A 24,884-nucleotide genomic window follows, 5' to 3' on the forward strand; every position below is an offset into this window, starting at 1 on the left:
TTGTTGCTCCTGTTCTGACAGAGAGTTTTCCCATCTTTTCCGAAGGGACCCGTTCCGCCCGGTCGAACGGCTGGTTCACTGAGCGCCGGATGTGTTCACTGCGTATGCAGGGACAGGGCACGCGGAGGCAGCAGCCCTCGCGTCGGCGGTGCGGAACAGGGAGAGGTGGACCCGGCGATGACACACGGCTACCGGATGGACGGTTACGGAGGGCTCGGCGGCGAGCGCCCCGGCCTGCGGGAGAGCGCCACCCGCCACGCACTCCTGCCGCTGAGGATATTTCTCGGCGTCACCTTCCTCTACGCGGGGATCGACAAACTGACTCAGAACGGCTTCTTCTCGGCCACCGGCAGCGGCTCCGTCGGCGAGATGATGCGCAGCGTCCGCGACAGCTCCGCGCTCCCCGCCCTCGTCGACCTGGCCCTCAAGAGCCCCGCCGGTTTCGGATACGCCATCGCCCTCGGTGAACTCGCCGTCGGCCTCGGCGCCCTCTTCGGCCTCCTCACCCGGATCGCCGCGCTCGGCGGCGCCCTGATCTCGCTCAGCCTCTGGCTCACCGTGAGCTGGCAGGCCACGCCGTACTACTACGGCAACGACCTCCCCTATCTCATGGCCTGGCTGCCGCTCGTGCTCGCCGGGGCGCCCTCGTTCTCCCTGGACGCCGTCCTCGCCGACCGCCGCCGACGAATGCGGTAGTGGCACCAGGTCACCACGGCCGCGAGGAACAACCCCCAGAACACCACGGGGAACGCCGTGAACCATGGCGCGTGCCAGGCGTCCGCCGCGTCGCCCGCGTACGCGGTGGACGCCGTCAGCGCCGTCAGCCCCACGATCAGCCGGCCCGGCCGGAACTCATGCAGCAGCACGGGTCACCTCCACCTGTCCGAGCCCGACTTCGAGACTCAGCCGCAACGTCCCCGCCGGGGCGCTGCCCGTGGACGGCGCCAGGGTGAGCCCCCGCACCTGGTTCGGCGAGACGTCCACATCGTTCGGCGGCTCATCGGGAAGCCGGATGTCCCCGAGACCGGCCTTCGCCGTCACCTCCACCGTCACTCCCTTCGGTACGACGACCTTGAGTTGCCCCGCACCCACCTCGGCCGACGAACTGACCGTCCGCCCCTCCGGAATGGACAGCCCGCTCAGATCGAGCGTGCCTGTGCCCGACCCCAGCTCGTAGCGCGGCTCCACGGCGGCCACCGACGCCGGCGTCCACTCCTGGCGCTGCCACTCCGTCGTGATGTTCTCCGGCAGGGCGGCGCTCCCGGCGAGCAGCCCGGCCGTGACCACCGTCAGAAAGATCGTGCCCACCCCCGTACGGCCCAGGAAGCTGCTGACCGCGATGCCGAGACCGAACACCGCGAGCGCGGCGGCCAGCCCGATCTCCAGACTCGTACCCAGCGGTCGGCTCTCCCAGGACAGCCCCGTACCGAGCCCGCCCGCCAGCAGCGCCAGCAGGAGGACGACCCCGGCGATCCCACGCGGGCCCCGGGGGCGGGGCTCCCGTATTCGTGACGCGGCCCGGTCCCTGCAGGCCCTGTCCTTCCCACCCTTGTGCCAGCCCCAGGGCCGCGCCTCCACCTGCGCGCCCTCCGGGCCCCACAGATAGTCCGCGCCCACCGGGCCCGTGGTGCCGTCCTTCACGATCGGATCCCGCCACCAGGACGGGGCGCCGGGCGTCGGCGGCGCCTTCGTCTCCGGAGGAGCGTCCGCCACCACGTGCGCCGTCGCCGGATCGAGCGGTCCGCCGTCCGGCAAGGTGCCCCGCCGTCGCTGCGACCAGACCGCGGCCCCCGCGACCGTGATCGACAGGATCCCGGCGAAGGTCAGCGTCTCCCCGTTGTCCAGCATCGACAGGAACAGGCCGCACCCCGCCAGCGCGAGCAGCACGGCGATCAGCGACGCGCCGTCCACCCGCCCCGACAGCAGCCTGCGCGCCTCGTTCTCCTCCTCGCCCTCCAGCGGAATCAGGAGCCAGGCGAAGCCGTAGAAGATCAGCCCGAGCCCGCCGGTGGCCGCGAGCACACCGAGCACGATCCGGAAGATGACGGGGTCGACGTCGCAGTACCGACCGAGCCCGCCGCACACCCCCGCGAAGACCTTCTGCCGAGGGCTGCGCTGCAAATGCGCGGGCGCGTCCCCGACCGCCGTGGCGCCCGACGACGGGGGCGACGCGGCGGTCGGCGCGGTCGGCGAGGACGGCGGCTGAATCGGCGGCTGGGTCATACGTCCATGGTGACGGCGCACCGGGCCGGTCTCCACCGGCGACGACCCCGGTCTGACCCTGATATTGGCCCCCGGGGACGCCCGGGGCCGGATCAGGGTCACGTCAGGGGTACGACCCTGATGCCCCGCCACGCCCCGCCGTGTGACGATCGGTGCATGCCAGCCGCCCCGCCTCGCACCGCCGCGTCGCCGCACTCCCGCGCCCCAGGGCCCGAGGAGCAGCCGCCACGCAAGCTGTACCGCAGCGCGGACGGCCGGATGCTCGGCGGCGTCGCACGCGGCCTCGCCGGCCATCTCGGACTGCCGGTGGCCTGGGTCCGGCTCGTCTTCCTCGTCTTCTTCTTCTCGCAGGGGCTGGGCGCCCTGCTCTACGCCGTGTTCTGGATCGTCGTCCCGCTCGGCGTCGGCGGCACAGCCGTCGCGTCACGACCGCTCTTCGAGACCAGCCCGGACGGCAGGCGCCGGCTGCGCAAGCCCGACAAGGGACAGCTCTTCGCCCTGCTCGCGCTGGTCGTCAGCGCGGCCACCTTCATAGGCAACGTCAGCCTGGGCCGCAGCCACGCCGACCGCTACATCTGGCCGATGCTGCTGATCGGCGTCGGCGTCGTCCTCGTCTGGCGCCAGGCGGACAACGCGCGGCGCGCCCGCTGGACCGAGATCGGCCGCCGCCACCGGATATTCCAGCTCGCCCGCGGCCTCTCCGGCGTCGCCCTGGTCGGCCTCGGCCTCGCCGTCTTCATGGTGGTCCGTGGCGCGGCGGCCCAGTTCGGCAATGTGCTGACGGGCGCGATCGCCGTCGTCGCCGGGGTCGCCCTGCTCGCCGGGCCCTGGCTCGTCCGGATGACCCAGGACCTCTCCGAGGAGCGCCTGATGCGGATCCGCGCGCAGGAGCGCGCCGAGGTCGCCGCGCATGTCCACGACTCCGTCCTGCACACCCTGACGCTCATCCAGCGCAACGCGGACGACGGGGGCGAGGTCCGCCGGCTCGCCCGCGCCCAGGAACGCGAGCTGCGCGCCTGGCTCTACAAGCCGGAGGGCACGGGCAAGGACGAGGAGGACGAGCCCACGACGCTCGCCGACGCGGTGAAGCGGACTGCGGCCGAGGTGGAGGACTACCACGGAGTGCCGATCGAGGTCGTGGTCGTCGGCGACTGCCCGCTCGACGAGAAGCTGTCCGCGCAGATGCAGGCCGCGCGCGAGGCGATGGTCAACGCCGCCAAGTACGGTGGCGAGGGCGGCGCCGTACAGGTGTTCGCCGAGGTCGAGGGGCGTACGGTCTTCCTCTCCGTCCGCGACCGGGGCCCCGGGTTCGACCTGGACGCCGTCCCGGACGACCGGATGGGAGTCCGCGAGTCGATCATCGGCCGCATGCAGCGCAACGGAGGCACGGCCCGGCTGCGCGCGGTGCCCGACGGCGGCACCGAGGTCGAGCTGGAGATGGAGCGCGCCGACTGACGGCGGATGGACCGGTCGCCGGGAGGGGACCGTACGGTACGAGGGCCGCGCAGACGGCGGCGGAGCGACAAGGGCGAGGGGCACAGACCATGAGCGAGGGCGTACACGCCGAATCCACTCCCGCGGCGAGCGGGGACCCGGCCGGGGGCGGCCGCCGTGTCCGCGTCGTGCTCGTCGACGACCACCGGATGTTCCGTACGGGCGTCCAGGCCGAGATCGGCCGTACGGAGGAGACCGGTGTCGAGGTCGTCGGCGAGGCGGCCGACGTCGACCAGGCGGTCACCGTGATCACCGCGACCCGGCCCGAGGTCGTCCTGCTCGACGTCCATCTGCCGGGCGGCGGCGGGGTCGAGGTGCTGCGCCGCTGCGCGCCCATGATGACGGCGGCCGAGAACCCGGTGCGCTTCCTGGCACTCTCGGTCTCGGACGCGGCCGAGGACGTCATCGGCGTGATCCGGGGCGGTGCCCGCGGCTATGTCACCAAGACGATCACCGGCACGGACCTGGTCAACTCGATCTTCCGGGTCCAGGAGGGGGACGCGGTCTTCTCGCCCCGGCTGGCCGGCTTCGTCCTGGACGCCTTCGCGTCGACGGACGCGCCCCCGGTCGACGAGGACCTGGACCGGCTCACGCAGCGCGAGCGCGAGGTGCTGCGGCTCATCGCACGGGGATACGCCTACAAGGAGATCGCCAAGCAGCTCTTCATCTCGGTGAAGACCGTGGAGTCCCATGTCTCGGCGGTCCTGCGCAAGCTCCAGCTCTCCAACCGGCACGAACTGACCCGCTGGGCGACGGCCCGCCGACTGGTCTGACGGCTGGGCCGTCCGGCCCGCCTCCGGCGAGTCCGACGGCGCCCGCCCCGTTCTGCCCGGCCCGCCCGTGGCTCACGAGCAGTGCCATCCGGTGACGTACAGCCGCCCCTGGTGGTCCAGGACGCCGCGGATGCACTCGCCCGGCCTGGTGTCGATGACGCCGGTCAGCTCGGCGCGGCCTCGGAGGGTGTACCGGGTGCCGAACCAGCCGGGGAAGGCCGTGATCCGGGCGTCCCTGCGCTGGTACCCGAGGCGTACGGGGATCTCGGGGCCGACCCCGGTCCGTACGTACCGCGTGGTGAAGGCGCCCGCGCCGCCGATCGGGCCCTCGACACAGAGGCGGCCGCCGGAGAGATCCCCGCAGCCTTTCGGGGTGACGCCCACGGGCGCCAGGACGAACAGCGCGCCGACGACGAGGACCGTCGCGCTGACAGCGGTGGTTCGGCTCACGACCGCCCCTTTCCTGTCCCCTTCACCGACCGATGGCGTACTGCTGCTCATCGTGAACCGGAGAACAGGACGGGGCACCCCGGCTTGGGCCGTCGGAGACAGCAGCCCGGCGACCGGGGCACGACGCCGGGGCACCACAGGTCGTCAGGCGGGGCGGGCGGCGCCCGCGAAGGGCATCTCGTCGACCGGCGCGAGCCGGACCGCCGTTCCGGGCCGCGGCGCGTGGATCATCTGCCCGCCGCCCACATAGATCCCGACATGGCTGATGCCGGAGTAGAAGAACACCAGGTCACCGGGGGTCAGTTCGGAGCGCGCGACGCGTCGGCCCGCGTTGATCTGCGTGTAGGTGGTACGGGACAGAGCAACCCCGGCGGCGCGCCAGGCGGCCTGCGTCAGCCCCGAGCAGTCGAAGGAGCCGGGGCCGGTCGCGCCCCACACGTACGGCTTGCCGATCGCCCCGTACGCGAAGGCGACGGCGGCCTCGGCCCGTGCGTTCGGCGCCCGTACCGCACCGCGCGGCGTCCCCCGGTCCGCGCGGTCCGCGTACCCGCCGTCCTGCGCCTCGTACCGGCCGCGCTGCTCGGTGGTGAGCTCGTCCAGGAGCCGCTGGGCGGAGGCGAGCTTCCCCTGGACGGTGGACTTGTGCAGGGCCAGCTCGGCGCGGTGGGCCGTGAGATCCGCGAGCTGGGTGTCCGCGCGGGAGCGCAGCCCGGCGATCCCCGACAGCTCCCTGCGGATCCCGGCGACGGCGGCGGCCTGTCGGCTGCCTGCCCGCTCGGCGATACCGGCCCGCTCAAGATAGTCCTCGGGCCGGGAGCTGAGGGCGAGCTGCACGGCGGGGTCGAGGCCGCCGCTGCGGTACTGCGCGGTGGCGATCGAGCCCAGTTCGGCGCGCGAGGCGTTGAGCCGGTCCGTCCTTCGGGCGGCCTCGTCGCGCAGCGTGGTGAGCGAGGCGCGGGCCTCGTCGGCCTTCACCTTCGCGCCGTTGTACTGCTCGGTGGCGGTCTCGGCCTGCGTGTACAACGCGTCGACCTTGGCCTTGATCTGCGCGGGGGTGAGCCGGGGCTCGGTGTGCGCCGGTCCCGCCGCGGTGGCGGTCGCGGCGCCGGCGAGCGCGAGCGTGGCGGCGGTGCGGCCGGCCTGGCCGGCGAACAGGCGCTGTCTGGGTTTTCGGTGGTTCCGGTGCGCTGCCACGGGGGCGGGGTCCGTTTCCTTCGGTTCCGTCGATTCCGTGCGGTACGGCCGCGCGGTACGGCCCGGGGAGGGGGCCGTACGCAGGACGTTAAGGCGCGGGATCACGACTTGGCTTCGGCATGCCAGGCATTGGCGGGAGGTGAAGGTTCCGGAGCGTTTCGTGATCACGTTCGCCCGCGCGGAGTGCGCCTTTCCGGCCGGATCCGATCGATCCCGGAAGTAAGCCACGCCTCACCGAAGAGGGGTGGTACGGCCCCGGCTACGCTCCCGTCATGGACGTACTGATCAATGTCTTCGTCGCCCTGCACATCATCGGCATAGCCTCGCTGCTCGGCGGATTTCTGACGCAGACGAAGGCGATGAGCGCCGGCACGGCGCGCTTCACCCCGCCGATGCTGCACGGCGCACTGACGATGCTGATCACGGGGATGGTGCTGGTGGGCCTCAACCAGGCCGAGGACCAGACGCTCAACAACATCAAGATCGGCGTCAAGATGGCTGTCCTGATCGTGATCCTGGGCATCGTGTACGTGAAGCGGGACGACGAGGCCGCCGCGAAGCCGCTGTTCGGCGCGGTGGGCGGGCTGACCGTGGCCAACATCCTCATCGCCACGCTCTGGACCTGACCCCGGCTCTCCACACCCCCAGGGGACTCGCACCCCCGCGCTCTCCGCGCGTACCGGACGACCGGTGGCAGGCGCCGAGGCGCCGACCACGGCCGCCGGTGACACGGAGAGCCGGAGGCCGGAGACAGGCCGTACAAGGGCCACTCAGGGGCCACGTAACGACCAGGCCGGGTCAGGCTGAGATCCGGGCGGCGGTGCTCAGGCGGCCGGTACCACGGTGTCTTCCTCCTCGTACTGGGGCATCAGTTCCGACTTCGTGCCGCGGATGAGGAGCGCGGAGATGAGGGAGGCGGCGATCATCGCGATGGCGGACGCGATGAACGTCGCGGAGTAGCCGTCGGTGTAGGCGGCCGACTGCGCGTTGCCGCTGTGGAGGGAGCTTTCCATGGTGCTGTGGTAGAGCACGGTGAAGAGGGCCAGGCCGATGGATCCGCCGATGTGGAAGGTGGAGTTGACGGTGGCCGAGGCGACGCCGGCGTCCTGGGGCTCGACGCCGGTCAGGGCGAGGTTCTGCAGGGGGATGAACAGCATGGACAGGCCGATGCCGAGCAGGACCAAGGCGGGCAGGACCTGGTTGAGGTAGCTGCCTTCGGGGGTGATGCCGGCGAGGTGGAACAGGCCGGCGGCGGAGAAGAGCGGCCCGACGATCATCAGGGGGCGGGGGCCGTAGGTGTTGAGGATCTTGGTGACCAGCGGGACGAGGAACATGATGACGGCGGTCATCGACACGTTCGCCAGACCGGACATGAGGGGGCTCATGCCCATCACGATCTGGAAGTGGAACGTGAGGTAGAGCATCGAGCCGATCATGATGCTGCCGACGACGGCCTGGACCAGGAACGCTCCGCCGCGGACCGGGTGCAGCAGGACGCGCAGGGGCAGCAGCGGCTCCGCGACGCGGGTCTGGATCCGGACGAACACGGCGAGCAGGACGACGCCCAGAGCGAGGAAGCCGATCGTGTCGCTCCGGCCCCAGCCGGCTTCGGCGAGGGTGAAGCCGTAGACGAGGGCGCCCAGGCCGAGGGTGACGGTGAGGGTGCCCCAGATGTCGTAGCGGTTGTCGCCTTCCGCCTTGCTCTCGGTCAGGTGGAGCTTGCCGCCGATGAGTCCGGCGACGACGAAGACGACGTTGACCAGCAGGCACCAGCGCCAGCTGGCGAACTCGGTGAGGACACCGCCCAGGACGAGGCCGACGGCGGCGCCGCTGCCGGCGATGGTGCCGAACACGGCGAAGGCGATGTTGCGCTCACGGCCGTGGGTGAACGTCACGGTGAGCATGGCCAGTGCGGCCGGCGCGAGCAGCGCGGCGAACAGGCCCTGGAAGCCGCGGGCGGCGATGAGTTCGGTGCCGCTCTGTGCGAGACCGCCCCAGGCCGAGGCGGCTCCGAAACCGACCATGCCGAGCATGAAGGCGCGCTTGCGGCCCCAGTAGTCGGCTACTCGGCCACCGAGGAGGAGCAGGGCACCGAAGGTGAGGGCGTAGGCGGTGACGATCCACTGCCGGTGGCCGTCGGAGAGGCCGAGCTCGGCCTGGGCCTGGGGCAGGGCGATGGTCACGATGGTGACGTCGAGGGTGACGATGAGTTCCACCAGCGACAGAACGCCGAGGGCCCACCACCGGGCGGCGGGACGGTGCGGGGCAGACAAGGGGAAGCCTCCTGGCTCCGGGAAGGGATTCTGGAGGTTTCGAGCCTCGGACCGACGGCGGGAATCGCCGTCGACCGCCCCGAGCCGGGTGGCTGGGCAGGATGTCGTACTGCGTGGTGCTGCGGTGTTGGACCGGTCAGACGAGTGAGGCGTCGTCGTTCGCGGACCAGTCGATGGGGAAGGCGTATTCGGGCCAGGACAGGAGACTGGTGATCGAGTCGAAGAGATCGGGGATCGCTTCGAGGATCTCGTCCACCTGCGGCTGGCGGTCGGCGCAATAGTAGAAGAAGGCGTCCTGGTAGTCGTGTTCGCGCAGCATCCGGGACAGGTGCAGGGCGTCTTCCAGGGCGAGGGTCACGCCCAGGCCGGAGATGGGGTTCGTCGTGTGCACGGCGTCCCCGATCAGGGCGACCCGGCCGGAGGACCAGGACGGCAGACGGCCGATACGGAACAGCTGGACGGGGGTGAGGGCGCGGCTGGTGGCCACCATCCGGGGCACCGGGCCGGTCCAGTCCGCGAACAGTTTGGCGAGATCGGCCCGCAGTTCGTCCTTGGGCTTGTGCTCGAAGTTCTTCGACGGGATCTTCCGCTCGGTCTTCCCCGTCAGCAGCCAGGCGTAGTTCTCCGGCTTGGTGGGATGGTCCTGGTAGAGCAGGACGTTCAGCCCGTCCTTCTCGTAGACGACCAGCTCCTTCTCGATCAGCTCCCGCTCCTCGGCGGTGAGGCAGTCGGCGGAGCCCTTGCCGTACACCGCCCAGGTCTTCTTGTGCTGCAACTGCACGTGCGGGAACAGGGCGGAGCGCACCCTGGACTTCGCCCCGTCGGCTCCGATCAGGAGAGAACCGGTGGCCTGGGAGCCGTCCTCGAAGTGGGCGGTCACGCTCTGCGGGCCCTGTTCCAGGGAGAACAGGCGCTTGCCGTAGTGGACTTGGATACCGCGCCGGGCTGCCTCGCCGAGCAGGATCCTCAGAAGTTCGGCCCGCTCCACACAGACGTCGGGAGTGCCGGTGGCGTTCTGGGGCGGGAGGTGGAAGGAGGCGATCTCCTCGTCGATGGAGCTGAAGAACCGGATCCTTCCCGGGTCGGGGACGCTGTTGGCGGCCAACTCGGCGCCGAGGCCCAGCGACTGCAGAATGCGCTGGCCGTTCGGGGCGACGACGAAGCTGGCGCCCGCGTGCTTGTGGTGGGGGTATCCCTCGTACACGGTGCTGTGGATTCCGGCCTTGTCCAGGCAGATGGACATGGCCACACCGGCGATCCCTCCACCGATGATCAGAACGTGCTCGTCACTGCTCAAGGAAACTCCCGAATGGAGGGGTATGCGGGCAGGCGGACAGGCAGCGCCACCGCAGACCCCTGATCGGTTCGGGGCCGGCGGCACGACTGCCTGGTGACGCGGACCGCGGGCATGCACCGCACGTGCCGCACACAGAGGAACGGCGGCACCCAGAGTGGAAGCCCACGATCAATAGTGAAACACACCTGTCCCAAAAAGAAGAAATGATGCTCCAAAATGGGTCGCGTGTAGCATTCCGGGTATGGCGGAAACCACGCAGGAGAGCGCAACACGACTGCGCACCCGAACAGCGATCCTCGACGCGGCGATCCAGGTCTTCAGCCGGGACCGCAACGCCTCCATGTCCGACCTCGCGGTCGCGGCCGGCGTCGGACGCAGCACGCTCCACCGCTACTTCCCCGAGCGCACCGACGTGGTCCGCGCCGCGGCCCGCCACGTCATGCACCAGGCCGACGCCGTCACCCGGCGCATCGACCCGGCGTCCCGGCCCCCGCTGGAAGCCCTGCATCGCATGATCGAAGCCCACCTCGACTTCGCCCCCGCCGTGCTGTGGCTGTCCACCGAACCCCTCGTCCAGGACGACCCCGCCCTGTGGGAGGAATACTCGGCGACCGAAGCAGCGGTCGACGGCCTGTTCCTCCGGGCCGCCGAGCTCCTGCACCCCGGTCTTCCCCCCGCCTGGATCAAGCGCGTCATGCTCGCCCTGCTCTACACCGCCGGTGAAGCCGAACGTGACGGCGTCATGACCCGGCACGAGACCTACACCGCCATCCTCACGACCCTGACCGACGGCGTTCTCCCAGGAGCACCGCCTCGCCCGTAGTGAGCGCACCTGCCGGTACGCGCCCTTAGGAGCGGCAAGCTGGGACGGGACAGAGACGGGCCGGTGCCGGCGTCCGTCATCAACCTGCCGCATGGGACAGGTTGATGACGGAACGGTGAGAAACGGCCAGATCAAACGAGAACCGGTAAGGATCAGGCCGGGTGTAGGTTCTCAGCGCTCTTGTCCGGTCGGGCTCTCGTGAGCTGGGCGTTCGTCGTCACTTCTCATTGATCTGTCCGCGCGGTTTTCTCATTGCCGTGTCCGGTCCCTGGCGGTGGTCAGGCCGTTGGGGTGGCCCAAGAGCCGATAGGACAGCCAGCACGAGCATCTTGAACGACGTCACACCAGGGCCCTGACCTGCCTTCAAGGCGGCGGCGGCTCGGTGTTGAGCCTGTTAGCAGGCACGCGCTCGATGCGGGTCCAGCCGCTCCAGCCACGCTCCTTCAGAATCGCCAGCACCAGTTCGGCGCCCGGTGCGGACTCAAGCATGGTTGAGTCCATCAGGGCGACGAACTGATCGTCGAAGCCGTCGGCACCCACCTCGCCAGCCTCCACGGCGCGAATCATCAGGCGCTCCAGGATGTCGGCGACCTCGACGATCCGTGGATCGCCGGCTAGCCAGTCGGGCTCCCCGGTGAAGAAGCTGTAGAGCCTCACCATGTCGGGGTCGTCCAGCTCCTCGTGTTTCTTGGCAATCACGGAGTCGATCAGGTCCGGCACCTGCGCGGCGATCATGATCCAGGCATCCCGCTCCAGCTCGATGTACCGTTCCCCGACGCCGAGACCGCGCAGCCGGTCGAGGTAGCCCACGACGCTCTGCGGAAGCGCCAGGTGTTCTCCGGCGGCGAGCCGGGCGAGTCGGCTGCGGGTGTCCTGCAGCCGCCGGATCTCGGCGCGCAGATCCTTGTCGATCTCTTGGACGCCGCCGGCGAACTCCTCTGGGCCGGCGGCGAGGAGTTCCTGCACCCGGGCCAGCGGCACGCCTGCATCAGCCAGGGTGCGGATCCGGATCAGTCGCACGACCGCGGCGGCATCGTAGTTCCGGTACCCGGACCGGTCGCGCTCGGGCTCGGGCAGCAGCCCAACCTTGTGGTAATGGCGTACCGCCCGCACCGTCACCCCGGCGTAGGCCGCAAGCTGGCTGATGGTGAGCATAGGTCTCAGACTGCCTCAGGCGATCTTCCGGCGGTAGGCGGCCATCGCGAAGACGTACGCCACGACGAGGATGCCCACACACCACGCGAGCGCGGTCCAGATGTCGTCGCCGACCGGCCGCTGGGCGAACAGGCTGCGGATCGTGTTGACGATCGACGTCACCGGCTGGTTCTCGGCGAACCAGCGCACCGGGCCGGGCATCGTCTTTGTGGGCACGAACGCCGAGCTGACGAACGGGAGGAAGATGAGCGGGTAGGCGAACGCTCCCGCTCCCTCGACCGACGACGCGGAGAGCCCGGGGATCACAGCGAGCCAGGTCAGCGCCAGGGTGAACAAGAGCAGGATGCCGGCGACCGCGAGCCATGCCGACACTCCTGCCCCCGATCGGAAGCCCATGAGCAGAGCGACGCCCACGACGAGCACGAGCGCGATCAGGTTGGCAACCAGCGAGGTGACGACATGGGCCCACAGCACACCCGACCGCGCGATCGGCATGGACTGAAATCGCTCGAAGATCCCGCTCTTCACATCGGTGAACAGCCGGTATGCCGTGTAGGAGATGCCCGATGCGATGGTCATGAGAAGGATGCCGGGCAGCATGTAGTTCACGTACGAAACTGACCCGGTATCAATGGCGCCGCCGAACACGTAGACGAACATCAGCATCATGGCGACCGGTGTGATGGCGGTCGTGATGATGGTGTCCATACTGCGTGTGACGTGGCGCAGGGTCCGCCCCGTGAGGGCGGCAGTGTCGCTGAAGAAGTACGCGGTCATCGTTGTCCCCCAGTTGTCGTGCCGGTGGCGTCGCTCTTGTCGCCGCCGCCGATGACGGCGAGGAAGATCTCCTCCAGCGTCGGTTGCTTCTCGACGTACTCGACCTTGGCCGGCGGGAAGAGCTGTTTGAGCTCGGCGAGGGTGCCGTTCACGATGATCCGTCCCTGGTGGAGGATCGCGATCCGGTCGGCCAGCTGCTCGGCCTCGTCCAGATACTGCGTGGTGAGCAGCACGGTCGTTCCATGGTCGGCGAGCTCCTTGACCGCGTCCCACACCTCAATGCGCGCCTCGGGATCGAGCCCGGCCGTCGGCTCGTCCAGGAAGATCACCGACGGATTCCCGATGAGGCTCATCGCGATGTCCAACCGACGGCGCATCCCACCCGAATACGTGGACACCTTCCGCGTGCCGGCGTCGGTCAGGGAGAAACGCTTCAGCAGGTCATCCGCGATGGCGCCCGGGTCCTTGAGGTGGCGCAGCCTGGCGACGAGTACGAGGTTCTCCCGACCGCTGAGGATCTCGTCGACGGCCGCGAACTGTCCGGTGAGGCTGATGGACTCCCGCACATTCGCCGGTTGCATGGCGACGTCGAAGCCATGGACGGTGGCTGTCCCCGCCTCGGCCTTCAGGAGCGTGGCGAGGATCCTCACGGTCGTGGTCTTGCCCGCCCCGTTGGAGCCGAGCAGGGCGAAGATGCTGCCCCGCGCCACGTCGAAGTCCACGCCGCGCAACACTTCGAGCTTCCCGTACGACTTCTCCAGACCCTGCACGCGAATCGCCGGACCGGCGATTGATTGGGGCACCATGGTCATCTGCCTCCTTCGCGGAGCTCTCCAGTCGGCTGTGAGGAAGCTCCTGCCGGAAGGATGGAGGGTTGACCCAGCGTCAAGGTCAAGCCAGTTCGACCACAGCATCCCGGCGGGTTCCTGGCCTGCCGCTTCAAGATGGCGGCAGCTCATTGGCCAAGGACAAATACCTTCGATGAACGTTGCCCGTACTCGTCTGCAGAACCAAAAGAATCATCAGGCTGTCCGGCGGCGTGGTTTGTGGTGCTGGACTTCGTGCATGGCTGCGCGGAGCCCATCGGGTGTGAGCGTGTAGTAGGTGCGTCGGCGACCGGGACCGCAGCCGACCGGGGCTCGCGCGAGCCAGGAGTCTTCGGCTTCGGGTCGGCTGATGAGCCAGCCCGCTCCTTCCATCCTCTTGAGCTGGGGATAGAGGGTGCCGTTGTCGATGCCGGTTCTCGCATGGATCTGGGCGCCGTAGAACTCTTCGTTCTGGTGGGCGAGCAGGTCGCGCAGCAGGACGAGGGTGGAACTCGTGATTCGGACTCGCCCGGCGGTGATGCCGTCACCGAAAGGCCTGAGCGGTCCGGGGCTTTGCCGGCTGGTGAGGCGGATTTCGGCTGTGGCCAGAGTGGCCGCGTCCGGCACGGGGGTGATCTGGCCGGGGCCGAGTGCGGAGTGCATCAGCGCCTGGATCTGATCGGTGGCGAGGGAGCGCAGGAGGGCATTGCCGTGCCTGGTCGGCCGTTGGGGTTTGTTGAAGGCGGCGCGGTGGAACAGCGTTTGTCCGAGATCGCGTTCCAGGCGCTGGAATTGGTGGACCAGGGCGCCCCGGCAGGCGCCGAGGTAGTCGGCTGCGGTTTCGAGGTTCGGCAGCGCCATGGCGATCTGGAAGCGGTGAAGGCGGAGCCAGCCGTGCAGTGTGCCCTCGACGGCTGCTCGGATGTTGCGCGGGATGCTCTTGTCGACCTTGGCGGTCATGATGGTGTGGCTGTGAACGCCCGGCGGGCGTAGGGGGATGCCGAGTTGCAGGAACCGTCGGCGCACTGTTTCGTCTTCGGTGCCGAGTTGGGCAGCGATGTCGGCTGTTGAGCGCTTGCGGGTCAGGTACTGCTCGCGCAGCCAGGTCGCGTCCATGGGGATGGGGCGCTGCGAGTAGTAGATGGTGAGGCCCGTCGCCTTCGCCTGCTCGACGACGATGTGACGGGAGATGCCAGTTTCCCGCGCGATGCGGGTGAGCGTCTTGCCGTTCTCGGTGTACTCCCGCTCCAGGAAGGCGGGCGTGAGCACCGTGCGGGCATGTTCACGCAGTTTCCAGGCTGAGGTGGGGGTGGTGCGTGCCCATTGCCGTTCGTCATGGTCGATGTTTTCGAGGGCGAGCCGGACATGTGTGACGGTGGTGTTCAGCAGGCGGGCTGCGTCGGACGGCTTGCGTCCTTCGGCGATCACCAGTCGTTTGAGGGCGTCGAGATCGATGTCGTCGAGCCGGGGACCGGGAAGGACCAGTCCGTGGCAGCACTCTTCGGGAGGCTCCCAGGTCACGGGTTCGTCGATCCCGAGGCCTTCGAGTAGCTCCTGGGCGTGCTGGAGCAGACCTTTTCTCTGTTGGAGGGAGAGCGAGACGTTGAAGTCGACGTAGCGGTTGCGGTCGTTTGGGCTCTTCCAGGCCAGGGCGTGCTGGGGGTCGGTCAGGTCGGCTCCGGTGAGTAGCTGGAAGAGATATCTCCTGGCCTGGAGCAGGCGGCCAGGGGCGGTGGGTGTACTTGTTTCGCCGGGATGTGTGTTGGTGCGGAAGCACAGTTCCTGCCACGCGGCTTCGCTGATCGTCTCGGCGGGGATAAGGGTCCGCCGCCGTTGGTAGTTGATCTCGCTGCCGTGTTCGTCGATGTAGTCGGCGATACGGCAGAGGGCGGGAAAGACCTGTTCATACCCGCTATGGCTGATCACTTGCAGTGTGCGTGCGACGTAGTTGGCCAAGTGGCCGTGCAGCGGCTTGAGGAGGGCCTTCTTGTCCCTGCTGCCGGAGCCCGGAAGGAAGAGTAGGGCGGCGGCGGTGCCACGGAACAGGTCGACCCGGAGCCCTTGGGGTGGAAGGAACCGCAAGGTCCAGTGGGGCCAGAGCAGTTGTGGGATGTGCTGGGAGCGGGAGGTGTGCGGGGCATCGCCGGGGGCGGGGATGCGGGCTGCGGGACCGCCCGAGTGCAGGCGGACTCGGTCCAGCTGGCTGAGGTGGGCATCAGCCGCGTGGACGAATCTGCCCCGCATGCGGGGTGAGAGCTTCTTCCAGTTCTCCATGGTCATGTTGGCGGGATGGGGAGCTGTCGCCGCCCCCTGATGCGTGCGGAGTTGCTGAATACGGTGGACGGCGGTGTCGTGGCACGGGCCCAGCAGGGGGCGGGCGTGGTGCGTGATCACTGCGGTGAGCGGGGCGTTCATCGGTGCCAGCCGGTCGGGTGCGACCCTGGTGGGGCGCTCGGCCCAAGCTGTCGCGGCGACGGTTCCCAGACCGGTGATCTCGTGCTCCGGCAGGACGTGCAGGAACCAGCGGGACAGGTGGACCAGATCACTCAGGCTAGCGGTAGCCGATAGGCCGGCATCGGCAAGGAGTTCGTCGATCCAGCGCTGAGCGGATAACAGGGGGCTGGCGTCGGGGAGTCGACTTGCTGACGCGATGCGAAGATCCGCGCCGCAGGGCGAGTTGTCACCGCGGCGGGTGGTGCAGATCCCGGCCGGATGGGAGCGGGTGCGGCCCGGGAGTAGGCGGCGTGGCCGGCAGCCGCAGCCGGGACACGTGTCGTGCAGCAGTGCGCGGTGGGTGGTGCAGGCGAACACGCAGGGCAGCCACCAGACGAGTTTCCAGCGGCCCTCGCGCTCGGCCAGACAGTCCGGGCAGTAGCGCGAGCCGCGGGCCTGCCGTGCCCGCAGCGGCAGGACAGGGTTCGGCAGGGCCTGGTCCAGGTGGTGATCGGGTAGTTGGCAGCGGCGTTCCAGCTCACGAAGCTGGGAGGACGTGATGTTCGTGAAGAGAGTGGAGGTCAGGGAAGGGGTCGGCAGGCCGAAGTCGGCCAGCAGTGCCCGAAGGGAGAGCCCGTTGCGGCGGGCGAGTGCTTCGAACCAGCTGTCGATCCCCTCGCCCGGAGCGACGGGAACCCGCAGCGGCAGGACGCGACCACTGCCGGAGATCACGACGCCGCCTCGGACTTGGAGGACAGGGCGCCGTGGGCGAGAGCGGCCGCGAGTTGCTGGCGGGCCTGCTCGGACGCTTCGTCGAGACGTACTTGGTCGAGCAGGTCGCGGTTCAGGGCCTCGGTTCTGCCACGGATGGCCCGGTAGCAACCGCGCATCAGCAGGGTGAAGTACGACCCAATGTGGCCACTGGTGCGTTCGAAGAGATATCCGGCCAGGTCGACGAGCATTCCGGGACGGTGTTCGGCCAGCACGAGTTGGCGCTCGGATGCCTTGAGCAGGCTCCGCCAGTGCCGGCGTCCCTCGTCGGAGGTGAGGTTAAACGGTTCGACGCCGAGCCGGGTCCAGCGTCGGGCGGTCTGGGCGAGGACAGTGTTCTTCCCGGTCAACCCGTCGGCGAAGAAACGGCGTTCGGCGAGCCCGACGCCCACGTAGACGAAGGTGACGGGAAGTTCGTTGGCGAGCCACTTCAGATGGTTGCTTACCGCGAGCCCTTCCTTGCGGTCGAGGTCGATGAAGTGGATGTCATCGATGATCCCCAGACGGGTGTCGCAGCTGAGCACGCAGTCCAGGGCATGGCTGGCCAGGGCTGCGGCGCTGCTCCGGTCGGTGGCGGGATGCCCGTAGAACTCGCAGATCATCCGGTTCAGCGTGCGCAGGGTGGTGTTCGAGGTCAGCCCGACCCGGAAGACCGGGACGCGCTCATTACCCTCGGCCGTGACCGCTCCGAGGCGGCGACGCTGCTGGCGGTCGTAGGTGCGGCCGTAGAGGTTGGCGATGGTGGTCTTGCCCAGCCCGGGCAGGGCGTCGATGACTGCCGCCGAGCGGATGCGGTCGCCGTCCTGCCGGTTGCTGGCCACGATCTGGTCCAGTTCCTCGTGGAGGGAGGCCAGCTGAGGGGTCTGGATGATGCCGAAGTTCGCGTGCCAGTCGTGACGCCGGTCGTTGTAGTCCTCCAGGGCGTCCTCACCGAGCGCGTTCAGGTGCGCTCGGGCGAGCGTCTCGGGACGCTGCCGCGGCGCAGTGTTGACGTACTGGTTCCAGCCCTCCTTGCGGGACAGGCTGAACAGTCCTGGTGTGCTCATTCCAGTACCTCGAACGCGTCCGCGTAGAAGTCGTCCCCGTCCGGGGCATCGAAGATCTCGTCCTCCTCATCCAGGTCGCTGGCGGCGGACGGCTCCGGAACCAGGTGCAGGCGGGCCGTGCTCACCGGCGTGTGGGGCTCTTCCTCGGGCAGCCGGGGCAGCGGGACCGCAGCGCGTTCGGCCGACAACCGCAGGGCCATGCGGCGTTCGCGCCGGTCGGTGACCATGCCCTGGTCCCAGCGGGCGAGGAGCTCGGCAAGAGCCTCGGATACGTCGAGATGCCGCCCGCGCCGGAGCGACAGCCGCCGGGCATGAGCTGCGGCCTCGGCGGAGAACGCCGTATTCAATGCGGGAGCGTGCTCCCATTCCAGCCGGTGCCAGGAGTCGTCGGCCGGATCCTGGAAGTAGACGAACCGCACGTCATCGGGGTGCACACGGATCGGCCACCGGCCGGCGAGCAGTCCGCCGTACGGGCTCTTCTCGTTGCGGTAGCCGTCCAGGACCGGGCCGTTGTAACGCAGCCCGTCGACCTCGACACCGTAGTGCTGGATAGTTCGCGGCTTGACCTGCAAGAAGTCGAAGACGAGGTCGGGCGACGGCAGAATGCGCAGCCGTCCCGCCCGTGCCAGACCGGCCTGCAGCATTTCCAGCGGCGACAGCTGCACGCCTGGCCACTGCGGGATGACGAGCCCATCGTGCTGGGAACAGTGATAGACCCCCGTGATCCACTCGCGGATCACGTCTTCCAGCTCGTGGATGTAGAAGAACGCCTGGTCCTCCACCTTCTCCCCGCGGCTGTGCAAGTCCGGGCCCTTGTAGGCAGGAAGGTGTTGGATCAGTCCCTCGCGCAGAGTACGGAAGAAGCGCTCGACGGTCGGCTTATCGGTGGGCTTCTTCGGCTGGGCCGGCTGGATCGACATCCCCAGCCTGGTGCAGACGCTGATCACGTGGGCCGACATGAACGCCCGGCCGTGGTCGATGACCAACGTCTCCGGCGGACAAAGCCCCCGGCCAGGGAGCAGATCCTCCTCGCTGAACACCACATGCTCCGGCACTCCGTGATACGGCCCAGCAGCCTGGCCACCGCTGTCGTCCTCCGGCGGAGCGATCGCCTCGAACAGCACCCCAGCGACATCCACCGCCTTCGTGGACACCGCGGTCACCCGCAGACCGACGATGCAGCGACTGAACAAGTCCTGAGCAACGGTCAGTTGAGCCCTCACCCAGCGGCAGGTCACCGGTTCCATCGCGAAGACGTCCAGATCCTGCGTGTCCAGCACCACGTACTCACCGGGTCTGGTGGCCCGCAGCCGCCCATAGACCCCCTTGGGACGGTCAGCGATCGAGCGTCTCGCTTTCGCGCTCCCCGACAGGGCGTTCGTGCCCTTGCTCAACTCCTCAAGCCGCCGGTAAGCCGTCGCTGTCGAAGGCAACGGCACCACTCCCGCGCCGTACGACTCCTCCAGCCAAGCCTCGACCCGGTTCAGCACCGCCGACCGCGTTGGCGTCGACGCCGTGACGTACTCCGCCAGCACGACGCCGACAGCCTCGTCCCAACGCGGATCGACGCGAGAACCTCGCCTCTTGAGCAACCGGGTATCGACCAACGCGGCCTCGCCGCCCGCCTGATAGGCAGCGGCCCACCGCTCCACCGTCCGCGCCGACACCTTCAGCTCGGCGGCCTTGGCCCCGATCCGCTGCGGCAGCGACCGTGCCTCGGAGAACTCATCACGCGGTTCACCGGGCTGGGCACCCTCAGCAAAGCCGGAACGGTAGCCGGTCAGGACCTCACGGATGTGCCCGGCCCGCTCGTTGACTTCATCCCGCTGCTGCAGGGACAACGACGCCAGCACGAGGCCGGCACTGTCATCGGCCCTGGGTAGTGGTCCGGTGTCCACCGGCTTCGAGCCTGTCGCCAGACGCCCTACCGAGACGGTGGAGAACTCGGCGGTCCGCGTATTCCGGATCGTCACACCGAGGTGATCGAACTCGACCACCTCCACGATGTCGCCGCAGAAGACCAGCCGAGAGCCGGGAAACACCGCAACGGCAGCACCCCTCATCCCTCCAAAGCCTCCCCACCCGCGAGGCGAACCGGCGTCTGCGTACTCAACGGACGCGAAAGATCCGCCGACAGGGCACCCGACCACACCAGATGCAAAAGCACGGGACGGACGAGATCCGCAGGATGCCGTTGCCGTACCGCCAACGCCCTCTCGATCCCGCCCACGCTGGCCTGTACTCGTGCGGCTTCAAGTACTTCCGCAGTCAAATGCACTGCGACACGTTCAGGCCGCCGGTAGCCGGCCAGGAACCGGACGTTCTCCACGAGGGCAGGGCTGGCACCAGACCACACCTCGAAGGCCCAGCCCCGCAGCGAACACAGCTTCCGCATCCAGCCGAACTGGGCCACGACCTCCGGCACGTCCACGCGGCACGGAGCCTTGACGTCCACCACCGTGACCAGCCCGTCCGCATGCGTCAGCAGCAGATCCGGCACGTGCCGACGGGTGCGGACTCCGTCGTCCCCGCACACCTGGAACGGTTGGGCGGCGATCCCGACCACATCCTGGGCAAAATCCGCCAGCAAGATCCGGGCGAGCTCCATACGGCTTTCGTATGCCACCAGACGATCGCCCGTCACCGCGTGGTACCAGCCCGAGTAGTGCCGACGCCCCTTGTACCAGCGGAACTCCCGCACCGGCAGTCCGGCCGCTACCTCGTCACTCACCAGCAGATCCCACGACGTCTCAGCGAAGACCCCGTCCGCCTGGCGGTAACGGACCTCGACAGCTCTGGCCTCAGCCGTTGGCTCTCGAACCGAGACGTACGACACTGCCACCCCCGATTTACGTAACCGAAAGGACACAGAACGTGATCCCGGGCGAGACTGCCCACACACGGCGCCGTACCATGCGCCCGAGGACTGCAAGAATGCTGTGAGTAGCTGAGAATCACTCTACGGAGCGATTCTCGGCGATCTGTCGCAGACGACAAGTTGACGACAGATCGCTGAGAATCCGACAGATCTAAAGCGGTCCTACAGGACCGGACTGCGGATCAGGCCGGGCGTACGCTGCCGTAGATCGGCATGTAGTAGATCGATTCCTCGCGTACGTTCGCGCCCGGCTTGGGCGCGTGGATCATCATGCCGTCGCCGATGTAGATCCCGGCGTGGCTGATGTCGTCGTAGAAGAAGACCAGGTCGCCGGGGAGCAGGTCGTCGGTGGTGACGCGCGTGCCGGTGTTCACCTGGGCGCCGGTGGTGCGCGGCAGCTCGACGCCGGCCGCCTTCCACGCCGCCTGGGTCAGGCCCGAGCAGTCGTACGAACTCGGACCCGAGGCACCCCAGACGTACGGCTTGCCGATCTGGGCGCCGGCGAAGGCGAGCACCTTCGCCGCCTTGGCCGCGTAGGTGCCGGCGGTGTCACCGACGGTCACGGCATCCAGACCGGTGCCGCCGCTCGTTCCCGCGTTCGCACGTGCGATCGTGGCCGCGTCCGTGCCCGTGCCCACCTCGGCCGACGGGACCTGGGGCTGGGACGGCCCCGCCTCACGGCGGCGCTCCGCCTCGGCTTCGGCCTCCGCCTTGTCGCGGGCCTCCGCCTTGGCCTTGGCCTCCGCGGCGCGGCGGGCCGCCTCTTCCTGCTTGCGTTCCAGCGCGGCCAGCCGCGCCTGCTCCTCCGCGGTGAGTCGCGCCAGCAGCGAGCGGGCCGCGGCGAGCTTCTTCTGGATCTGCTCCTTGCTGGTTCGCAAGGACTCCTGGGACTCGTCCGGCGACTCCGGAATACGCGGGTCCGCCCCGGCCGCCGGGTAGTCGGCGACGGGGCTCTGCTGACGGTCGGCCGGCTGCTCCGTCGTCCCCGCCTGTTCGGCGTACGTCTGCGGGCCGTCCGCGAACAGCACGGCGGCGGGAGCGGCGGCAGGCACCGCAGGGGCGGTGGCAGGCATGGCAGGCATGGCGGGGGCGGCCGCGGGGGTGCCCGTGCCTTCCCCGGACTGCGCGGCCGCGTAGGAACCGAGCGTACGGCGGGCCTCGTTCAGCTTGTCCGCGCTCTTGGCGACGCCCTCGATGACCCGGTCGACCGTGCGCTTCTGCTTGGCCGTCGTCTCCTTCGCCTTGCTGGACGTCCGCGTCTCTCCACCGGCCTGGCGGTACAGGGCGTCGACCTTCTTCTGCACCTCTTCGACCGACGGTTTGGCTTCCGCGGGCGCGGCGTCCGCGCTTTGCGTCGACAGCAGCGTGACCGAGGCGATGGCGGCCGTCGTCACTCCGACCGCGGGGGAGTCGGGGCGTACTCCGCTACGGCTGCGCGACTTGCGATGCGACGCCAAGTTCGGCATCTCCTTCCGTGGACCGCCTACCGGGTTAGCTGTCGGGTTCGGGCGGAACGGAAGGCTGCCCTACGGGCCTTGCGTGTACGGCGAACGTACGGCCCGATTCACCCCGGTCGTGCAGAGTGGGTCCCCGGTTCCGAACTTCCTTACGGAAAGCCCGGATTCGGCGTGGGCCGCCCGCTCGGCGCGGATCGCCATCAAGGGTACGGGCTGCCTGATCGAGCACGCTAGCCAAAATGTGGCGCTGATGTGAAGGTGGATGGCCGATATGCCCGATACATTTCTGTGACCATTTGCTCGTAGGGAGTGCAACGAGCCTCAATGCGGGGTATAGCGTTACGCTCCGTATGTGAGCCGGGACCCTCCGGTTTACCGGCGCCGCTCACCGGGCCGACTTCCCCGGCCGGCTTTCCCGGTCGGGCGCCGACTGTCAGTGCGGCGGCCTAGACTCGTTAAGCGATGAGCAGCCTCTTTGACGACAGCTTCCTGGCCGACCTCCAGCCCTCCGGTGACGAGCACCCCCCGCCGCCCGAGGAGCAGGACGAGCACGCCCCGGAACAGGTGCCCGACGACCTGTTCCAGGGGGCGTACGACGTGCCCCCGGCCCGGGATCCGTACCACCGCGACGGCGCGCCCCGTACGGTCATCGACCCCGCCGCGCTCCTCGAAGGGCTGAACGAGGAGCAGGGCGCGGCCGTCGTGCACACGGGATCGCCGCTGCTCATCGTCGCCGGGGCCGGATCCGGCAAGACCCGGGTGCTGACCCACCGGATCGCGCATCTGCTCGGCACCCGCAGCGTCCACCCCGGCGAGATACTGGCGATCACCTTCACCAACAAGGCCGCGGGCGAGATGAAGGAGCGCGTCGCTCAGCTCGTCGGCCCGCGCGCCCAGGCGATGTGGGTGCTGACCTTCCACAGCGCCTGCGTGCGGATCCTGCGGCGCGAGTCGAAGCGGCTCGGGTTCACCTCGTCGTTCTCGATCTACGACGCCGCCGACTCGAAGCGGCTGATGGCTCTCGTCTGCCGTGATCTGGATCTTGACCCCAAGCGCTATCCGCCCAAGTCCTTCAGCGCCAAGATCTCCAACCTGAAGAACGAGCTGATCGACGAGGAGACCTTCGCGGGGCAGGCCGTCGACGGCTTCGAGAAGACCCTCGCCGAGGCGTACCGGATGTACCAGGCACGGCTGCGCGAGGCCAATGCCCTGGACTTCGACGACATCATCATGACCACCGTCCACCTTCTCCAGGCGTTCCCCGACGTCGCCGAGCACTACCGGCGCCGCTTCCGGCACGTCCTGGTGGACGAGTACCAGGACACGAACCACGCCCAGTACACCCTCGTACGCGAACTGGTGGGCCCCTCGGGCGAGGGCGAGGACCCGGCCGAGCTGTGCGTCGTCGGCGACGCCGACCAGTCGATCTACGCCTTCCGCGGCGCCACGATCCGTAACATCCTCCAGTTCGAGGAGGACTACCCGAACGCGACGACGATCCTGCTGGAGCAGAACTACCGCTCCACCCAGACGATCCTCAGCGCCGCCAACGCGGTCATCGAGCGCAACGAGAGCCGCCGTCCGAAGAACCTGTGGACCAAGGCCGGCGCGGGCGCCCAGATCACCGGCTACGTCGCGGACACGGAGCACGACGAGGCGCAGTTCGTCGCCGACGAGATCGACCGGCTCACGGACGCGGGCGAGGCCAAAGCGGGCGACGTCGCCGTCTTCTACCGGACGAACGCGCAGTCCCGCGTCTTCGAGGAGATCTTCATCCGGGTCGGCCTGCCGTACAAGGTCGTCGGCGGAGTGCGCTTCTACGAACGCAAGGAGGTCCGCGACATCCTGGCCTATCTGCGGGTCCTCGCCAATCCGGAGGACAACGTACCGCTGCGCCGGATCCTCAATGTGCCCAAGCGCGGCATCGGGGACCGCGCGGAAGCCATGATCGACGCCCTCGCGCTCCGGGAGAAGATCACCTTCCCGCAGGCGCTGCGGCGCGTGGACGAGGCGTACGGCATGGCGGCCCGCTCCGCCAACGCCGTCAAGCGCTTCAACACGCTGATGGAGGAGCTGCGTACGGTCGTCGAGTCGGGCGCCGGGCCGGCCACGGTCCTGGAGGCCGTGCTGGAACGGACCGGTTATCTGGCGGAGCTTCAGTCGTCGACCGACCCGCAGGACGAGACGCGGATCGAGAACTTGCAGGAACTGGCCTCGGTGGCCCTGGAGTTCGAGCAGGAGCGCAGTCAGGCCGCCGCGGCCACCGGCGACGGCGGAGGCGCGGAGGAAGAGGGCGACGGGGACGGTACGGACGCTGCCGCCGCCCCGGCCGCTACGCCGACCCTCGCCGAGTTCCTGGAGAAGGTCGCGCTCGTCGCCGACTCCGACCAGATCCCCGACGAGGACGAGGACGGCTCCGGTGTCATCACTCTGATGACGCTGCACACGGCCAAGGGCCTCGAATTCCCTGTGGTGTTCCTGTCGGGCATGGAGGACGGTGTCTTCCCGCACATGCGCGCCCTCGGGCAGACGAAGGAGCTGGAGGAGGAGCGCCGCCTCGCGTACGTCGGCATCACGCGCGCCCGTGAACGGCTCTACCTGACACGGTCGTCGATGCGCAGCGCCTGGGGGCAGCCCTCGTACAATCCGGCGTCGCGGTTCCTGGAGGAGATCCCGGGACACCACATGGAGTGGAAGCGGACCGGCGCGCAGATCCCGGCGGGGCCGACGTCCGGGATCACGTCGTCGCTCTCCTCCTCCGCGTCGCGGTCGCGGCCGGGGGGCGGGCCCTCGGGCTTCGCCACGCGGCGCGCGAGCGACAAGCCGGTGATCGCGCTGGCGGTGGGCGACCGGGTCACACACGACCAGTTCGGCCTCGGCACGGTCATGGAGGTGACGGGCGCGGGTGCGGACGCGCAGGTGACGGTCGACTTCGGGGACACCAAGCCCAAGCGGCTGCTGCTGCGGTACGCGCCGGTCGAGAAGCTGTAAGCGCCGCAGCCGGTCCGGTCGGCGGGGGTTGGGGCGCGGCGCC

The 24,884-nt window shown here is 69.0% G+C and carries 19 protein-coding genes and 1 riboswitch; of the genes, 6 read left to right on the forward strand and 13 right to left on the reverse strand.

Going from position 1 to position 24,884, the window contains the following annotated elements; genetic code table 11:
* Window positions 1–177 precede the first annotated feature (177 nt).
* On the forward strand, window positions 178–696 hold the full coding sequence (locus ACFXPL_RS12175; RefSeq protein WP_384916579.1) for a DoxX family protein: 519 nt from the start codon (window positions 178–180) through the stop codon (window positions 694–696).
* 156 nt (window positions 697–852) lie between these two features.
* Here the strand turns inward: ACFXPL_RS12175 and ACFXPL_RS12180 are convergent, their stop codons facing one another.
* Window positions 853–2,223 (reverse strand): PspC domain-containing protein, encoded by a 1,371-nt coding sequence (locus tag ACFXPL_RS12180; protein ID WP_384916582.1) that lies wholly within the window; start codon window positions 2,221–2,223, stop codon window positions 853–855.
* A gap of 156 nt (window positions 2,224–2,379) precedes the next feature.
* Between ACFXPL_RS12180 and ACFXPL_RS12185 the strand changes: the two genes are divergently transcribed.
* Both ACFXPL_RS12185 and ACFXPL_RS12190 read left to right on the forward strand, forming a co-directional pair.
* A complete protein-coding gene (locus tag ACFXPL_RS12185) occupies window positions 2,380–3,678 on the forward strand; it encodes a PspC domain-containing protein (protein WP_384916585.1) in 1,299 nt (432 codons plus the stop codon).
* Window positions 3,679–3,767: 89 nt separating this feature from the next.
* The gene (locus ACFXPL_RS12190) at window positions 3,768–4,490 is read left to right on the forward strand and encodes a LuxR C-terminal-related transcriptional regulator (protein ID WP_384916589.1); all 723 of its coding nucleotides are present in this window, start codon (window positions 3,768–3,770) and stop codon (window positions 4,488–4,490) included.
* A gap of 72 nt (window positions 4,491–4,562) precedes the next feature.
* Here ACFXPL_RS12190 and ACFXPL_RS12195 read toward each other — a convergent pair whose 3' ends face one another.
* Window positions 4,563–4,940, reverse strand: coding sequence for a hypothetical protein (locus tag ACFXPL_RS12195; RefSeq protein ID WP_384916592.1), 378 nt, complete (start codon window positions 4,938–4,940; stop codon window positions 4,563–4,565).
* A 144-nt stretch (window positions 4,941–5,084) separates the two neighbouring features.
* Entirely contained in the window at window positions 5,085–6,134 is a 1,050-nt protein-coding gene (locus tag ACFXPL_RS12200) for an NlpC/P60 family protein (protein WP_384916595.1), read from the reverse strand.
* A gap of 272 nt (window positions 6,135–6,406) precedes the next feature.
* Between ACFXPL_RS12200 and ACFXPL_RS12205 the strand changes: the two genes are divergently transcribed.
* Entirely contained in the window at window positions 6,407–6,760 is a 354-nt protein-coding gene (locus tag ACFXPL_RS12205) for a hypothetical protein (protein ID WP_384916598.1), read from the forward strand.
* A gap of 198 nt (window positions 6,761–6,958) precedes the next feature.
* On the opposite strand, the gene ACFXPL_RS12210 is transcribed toward ACFXPL_RS12205, so the two are convergent.
* Together ACFXPL_RS12210 and ACFXPL_RS12215 are read right to left on the reverse strand one after the other, a co-directional pair.
* Window positions 6,959–8,407 carry an MFS transporter gene (locus ACFXPL_RS12210; RefSeq protein ID WP_384916600.1) on the reverse strand — a complete coding sequence of 483 codons (1,449 nt, stop codon included), beginning with the start codon at window positions 8,405–8,407 and terminating at the stop codon, window positions 6,959–6,961.
* 136 nt (window positions 8,408–8,543) lie between these two features.
* Complete coding sequence (locus tag ACFXPL_RS12215) at window positions 8,544–9,704, reverse strand: FAD-dependent oxidoreductase (protein WP_384916603.1); 1,161 nt, start codon at window positions 9,702–9,704, stop codon at window positions 8,544–8,546.
* A gap of 241 nt (window positions 9,705–9,945) precedes the next feature.
* Between ACFXPL_RS12215 and ACFXPL_RS12220 the strand changes: the two genes are divergently transcribed.
* Complete coding sequence (locus tag ACFXPL_RS12220; protein WP_384916607.1) at window positions 9,946–10,527, forward strand: TetR/AcrR family transcriptional regulator; 582 nt, start codon at window positions 9,946–9,948, stop codon at window positions 10,525–10,527.
* Window positions 10,528–10,890: 363 nt separating this feature from the next.
* Here the strand turns inward: ACFXPL_RS12220 and ACFXPL_RS12225 are convergent, their stop codons facing one another.
* The 8 genes from ACFXPL_RS12225 to ACFXPL_RS12260 form a co-directional block, all read right to left on the reverse strand.
* Window positions 10,891–11,682 carry a MerR family transcriptional regulator gene (locus ACFXPL_RS12225; RefSeq protein ID WP_384916610.1) on the reverse strand — a complete coding sequence of 264 codons (792 nt, stop codon included), beginning with the start codon at window positions 11,680–11,682 and terminating at the stop codon, window positions 10,891–10,893.
* Window positions 11,683–11,697: 15 nt separating this feature from the next.
* A complete protein-coding gene (locus ACFXPL_RS12230; protein ID WP_384916613.1) occupies window positions 11,698–12,459 on the reverse strand; it encodes an ABC transporter permease in 762 nt (253 codons plus the stop codon).
* Entirely contained in the window at window positions 12,456–13,265 is an 810-nt protein-coding gene (locus tag ACFXPL_RS12235; protein ID WP_384916616.1) for an ABC transporter ATP-binding protein, read from the reverse strand. The genes ACFXPL_RS12230 and ACFXPL_RS12235 overlap by 4 nt, the downstream gene beginning before the upstream one ends.
* Window positions 13,266–13,481: 216 nt before the next feature.
* Entirely contained in the window at window positions 13,482–16,430 is a 2,949-nt protein-coding gene (locus ACFXPL_RS12240) for a TniQ family protein (protein WP_384916619.1), read from the reverse strand.
* Window positions 16,427–17,515, reverse strand: a complete 1,089-nt coding sequence (locus ACFXPL_RS12245; protein ID WP_384916622.1) for an AAA family ATPase — start codon at window positions 17,513–17,515, stop codon at window positions 16,427–16,429. Before ACFXPL_RS12245 ends, ACFXPL_RS12240 begins: the two co-directional genes overlap by 4 nt.
* Window positions 17,512–19,578 (reverse strand): Mu transposase C-terminal domain-containing protein, encoded by a 2,067-nt coding sequence (locus tag ACFXPL_RS12250; protein WP_384916624.1) that lies wholly within the window; start codon window positions 19,576–19,578, stop codon window positions 17,512–17,514. The genes ACFXPL_RS12245 and ACFXPL_RS12250 overlap by 4 nt, the downstream gene beginning before the upstream one ends.
* Window positions 19,575–20,246 carry a TnsA-like heteromeric transposase endonuclease subunit gene (locus tag ACFXPL_RS12255; RefSeq protein ID WP_384189449.1) on the reverse strand — a complete coding sequence of 224 codons (672 nt, stop codon included), beginning with the start codon at window positions 20,244–20,246 and terminating at the stop codon, window positions 19,575–19,577. Before ACFXPL_RS12255 ends, ACFXPL_RS12250 begins: the two co-directional genes overlap by 4 nt.
* 329 nt (window positions 20,247–20,575) lie before the next feature.
* Window positions 20,576–21,859 carry a C40 family peptidase gene (locus ACFXPL_RS12260; RefSeq protein ID WP_384916628.1) on the reverse strand — a complete coding sequence of 428 codons (1,284 nt, stop codon included), beginning with the start codon at window positions 21,857–21,859 and terminating at the stop codon, window positions 20,576–20,578.
* Window positions 21,858–22,032, reverse strand: a riboswitch (cyclic di-AMP (ydaO/yuaA leader). It overlaps the preceding gene by 2 nt.
* A 280-nt stretch (window positions 22,033–22,312) precedes the next feature.
* Here ACFXPL_RS12260 and pcrA point away from each other — a divergent pair.
* The gene (pcrA, locus tag ACFXPL_RS12265; protein WP_384916631.1) at window positions 22,313–24,841 is read left to right on the forward strand and encodes a DNA helicase PcrA; all 2,529 of its coding nucleotides are present in this window, start codon (window positions 22,313–22,315) and stop codon (window positions 24,839–24,841) included.
* The last annotated feature ends 43 nt before the right edge of the window (window positions 24,842–24,884 follow it).

The organism is Streptomyces sp. NPDC059092 (assembly GCF_042756365.1).
GTDB lineage: Bacteria > Actinomycetota > Actinomycetes > Streptomycetales > Streptomycetaceae > Streptomyces.

What these genes read in the sequence shown, in the direction of transcription:
- ACFXPL_RS12190 (WP_384916589.1), top strand. Translation starts at nt 3,768, where the DNA reads ATGAGCGAGGGCGTACACGCCGAATCCACTCCCGCGGCGAGCGGGGAC.
- ACFXPL_RS12220 (WP_384916607.1), top strand. Translation starts at nt 9,946, where the DNA reads ATGGCGGAAACCACGCAGGAGAGCGCAACACGACTGCGCACCCGAACA.
- ACFXPL_RS12180 (WP_384916582.1), bottom strand. Translation starts at nt 2,223, where the DNA reads ATGACCCAGCCGCCGATTCAGCCGCCGTCCTCGCCGACCGCGCCGACC.
- ACFXPL_RS12235 (WP_384916616.1), bottom strand. Translation starts at nt 13,265, where the DNA reads ATGGTGCCCCAATCAATCGCCGGTCCGGCGATTCGCGTGCAGGGTCTG.
- ACFXPL_RS12250 (WP_384916624.1), bottom strand. Translation starts at nt 19,578, where the DNA reads ATGAGGGGTGCTGCCGTTGCGGTGTTTCCCGGCTCTCGGCTGGTCTTC.
- ACFXPL_RS12205 (WP_384916598.1), top strand. Translation starts at nt 6,407, where the DNA reads ATGGACGTACTGATCAATGTCTTCGTCGCCCTGCACATCATCGGCATA.
- ACFXPL_RS12260 (WP_384916628.1), bottom strand. Translation starts at nt 21,859, where the DNA reads ATGCCGAACTTGGCGTCGCATCGCAAGTCGCGCAGCCGTAGCGGAGTA.
- ACFXPL_RS12185 (WP_384916585.1), top strand. Translation starts at nt 2,380, where the DNA reads ATGCCAGCCGCCCCGCCTCGCACCGCCGCGTCGCCGCACTCCCGCGCC.
- pcrA (WP_384916631.1), top strand. Translation starts at nt 22,313, where the DNA reads ATGAGCAGCCTCTTTGACGACAGCTTCCTGGCCGACCTCCAGCCCTCC.
- ACFXPL_RS12245 (WP_384916622.1), bottom strand. Translation starts at nt 17,515, where the DNA reads ATGAGCACACCAGGACTGTTCAGCCTGTCCCGCAAGGAGGGCTGGAAC.
- ACFXPL_RS12225 (WP_384916610.1), bottom strand. Translation starts at nt 11,682, where the DNA reads ATGCTCACCATCAGCCAGCTTGCGGCCTACGCCGGGGTGACGGTGCGG.
- ACFXPL_RS12230 (WP_384916613.1), bottom strand. Translation starts at nt 12,459, where the DNA reads ATGACCGCGTACTTCTTCAGCGACACTGCCGCCCTCACGGGGCGGACC.
- ACFXPL_RS12175 (WP_384916579.1), top strand. Translation starts at nt 178, where the DNA reads ATGACACACGGCTACCGGATGGACGGTTACGGAGGGCTCGGCGGCGAG.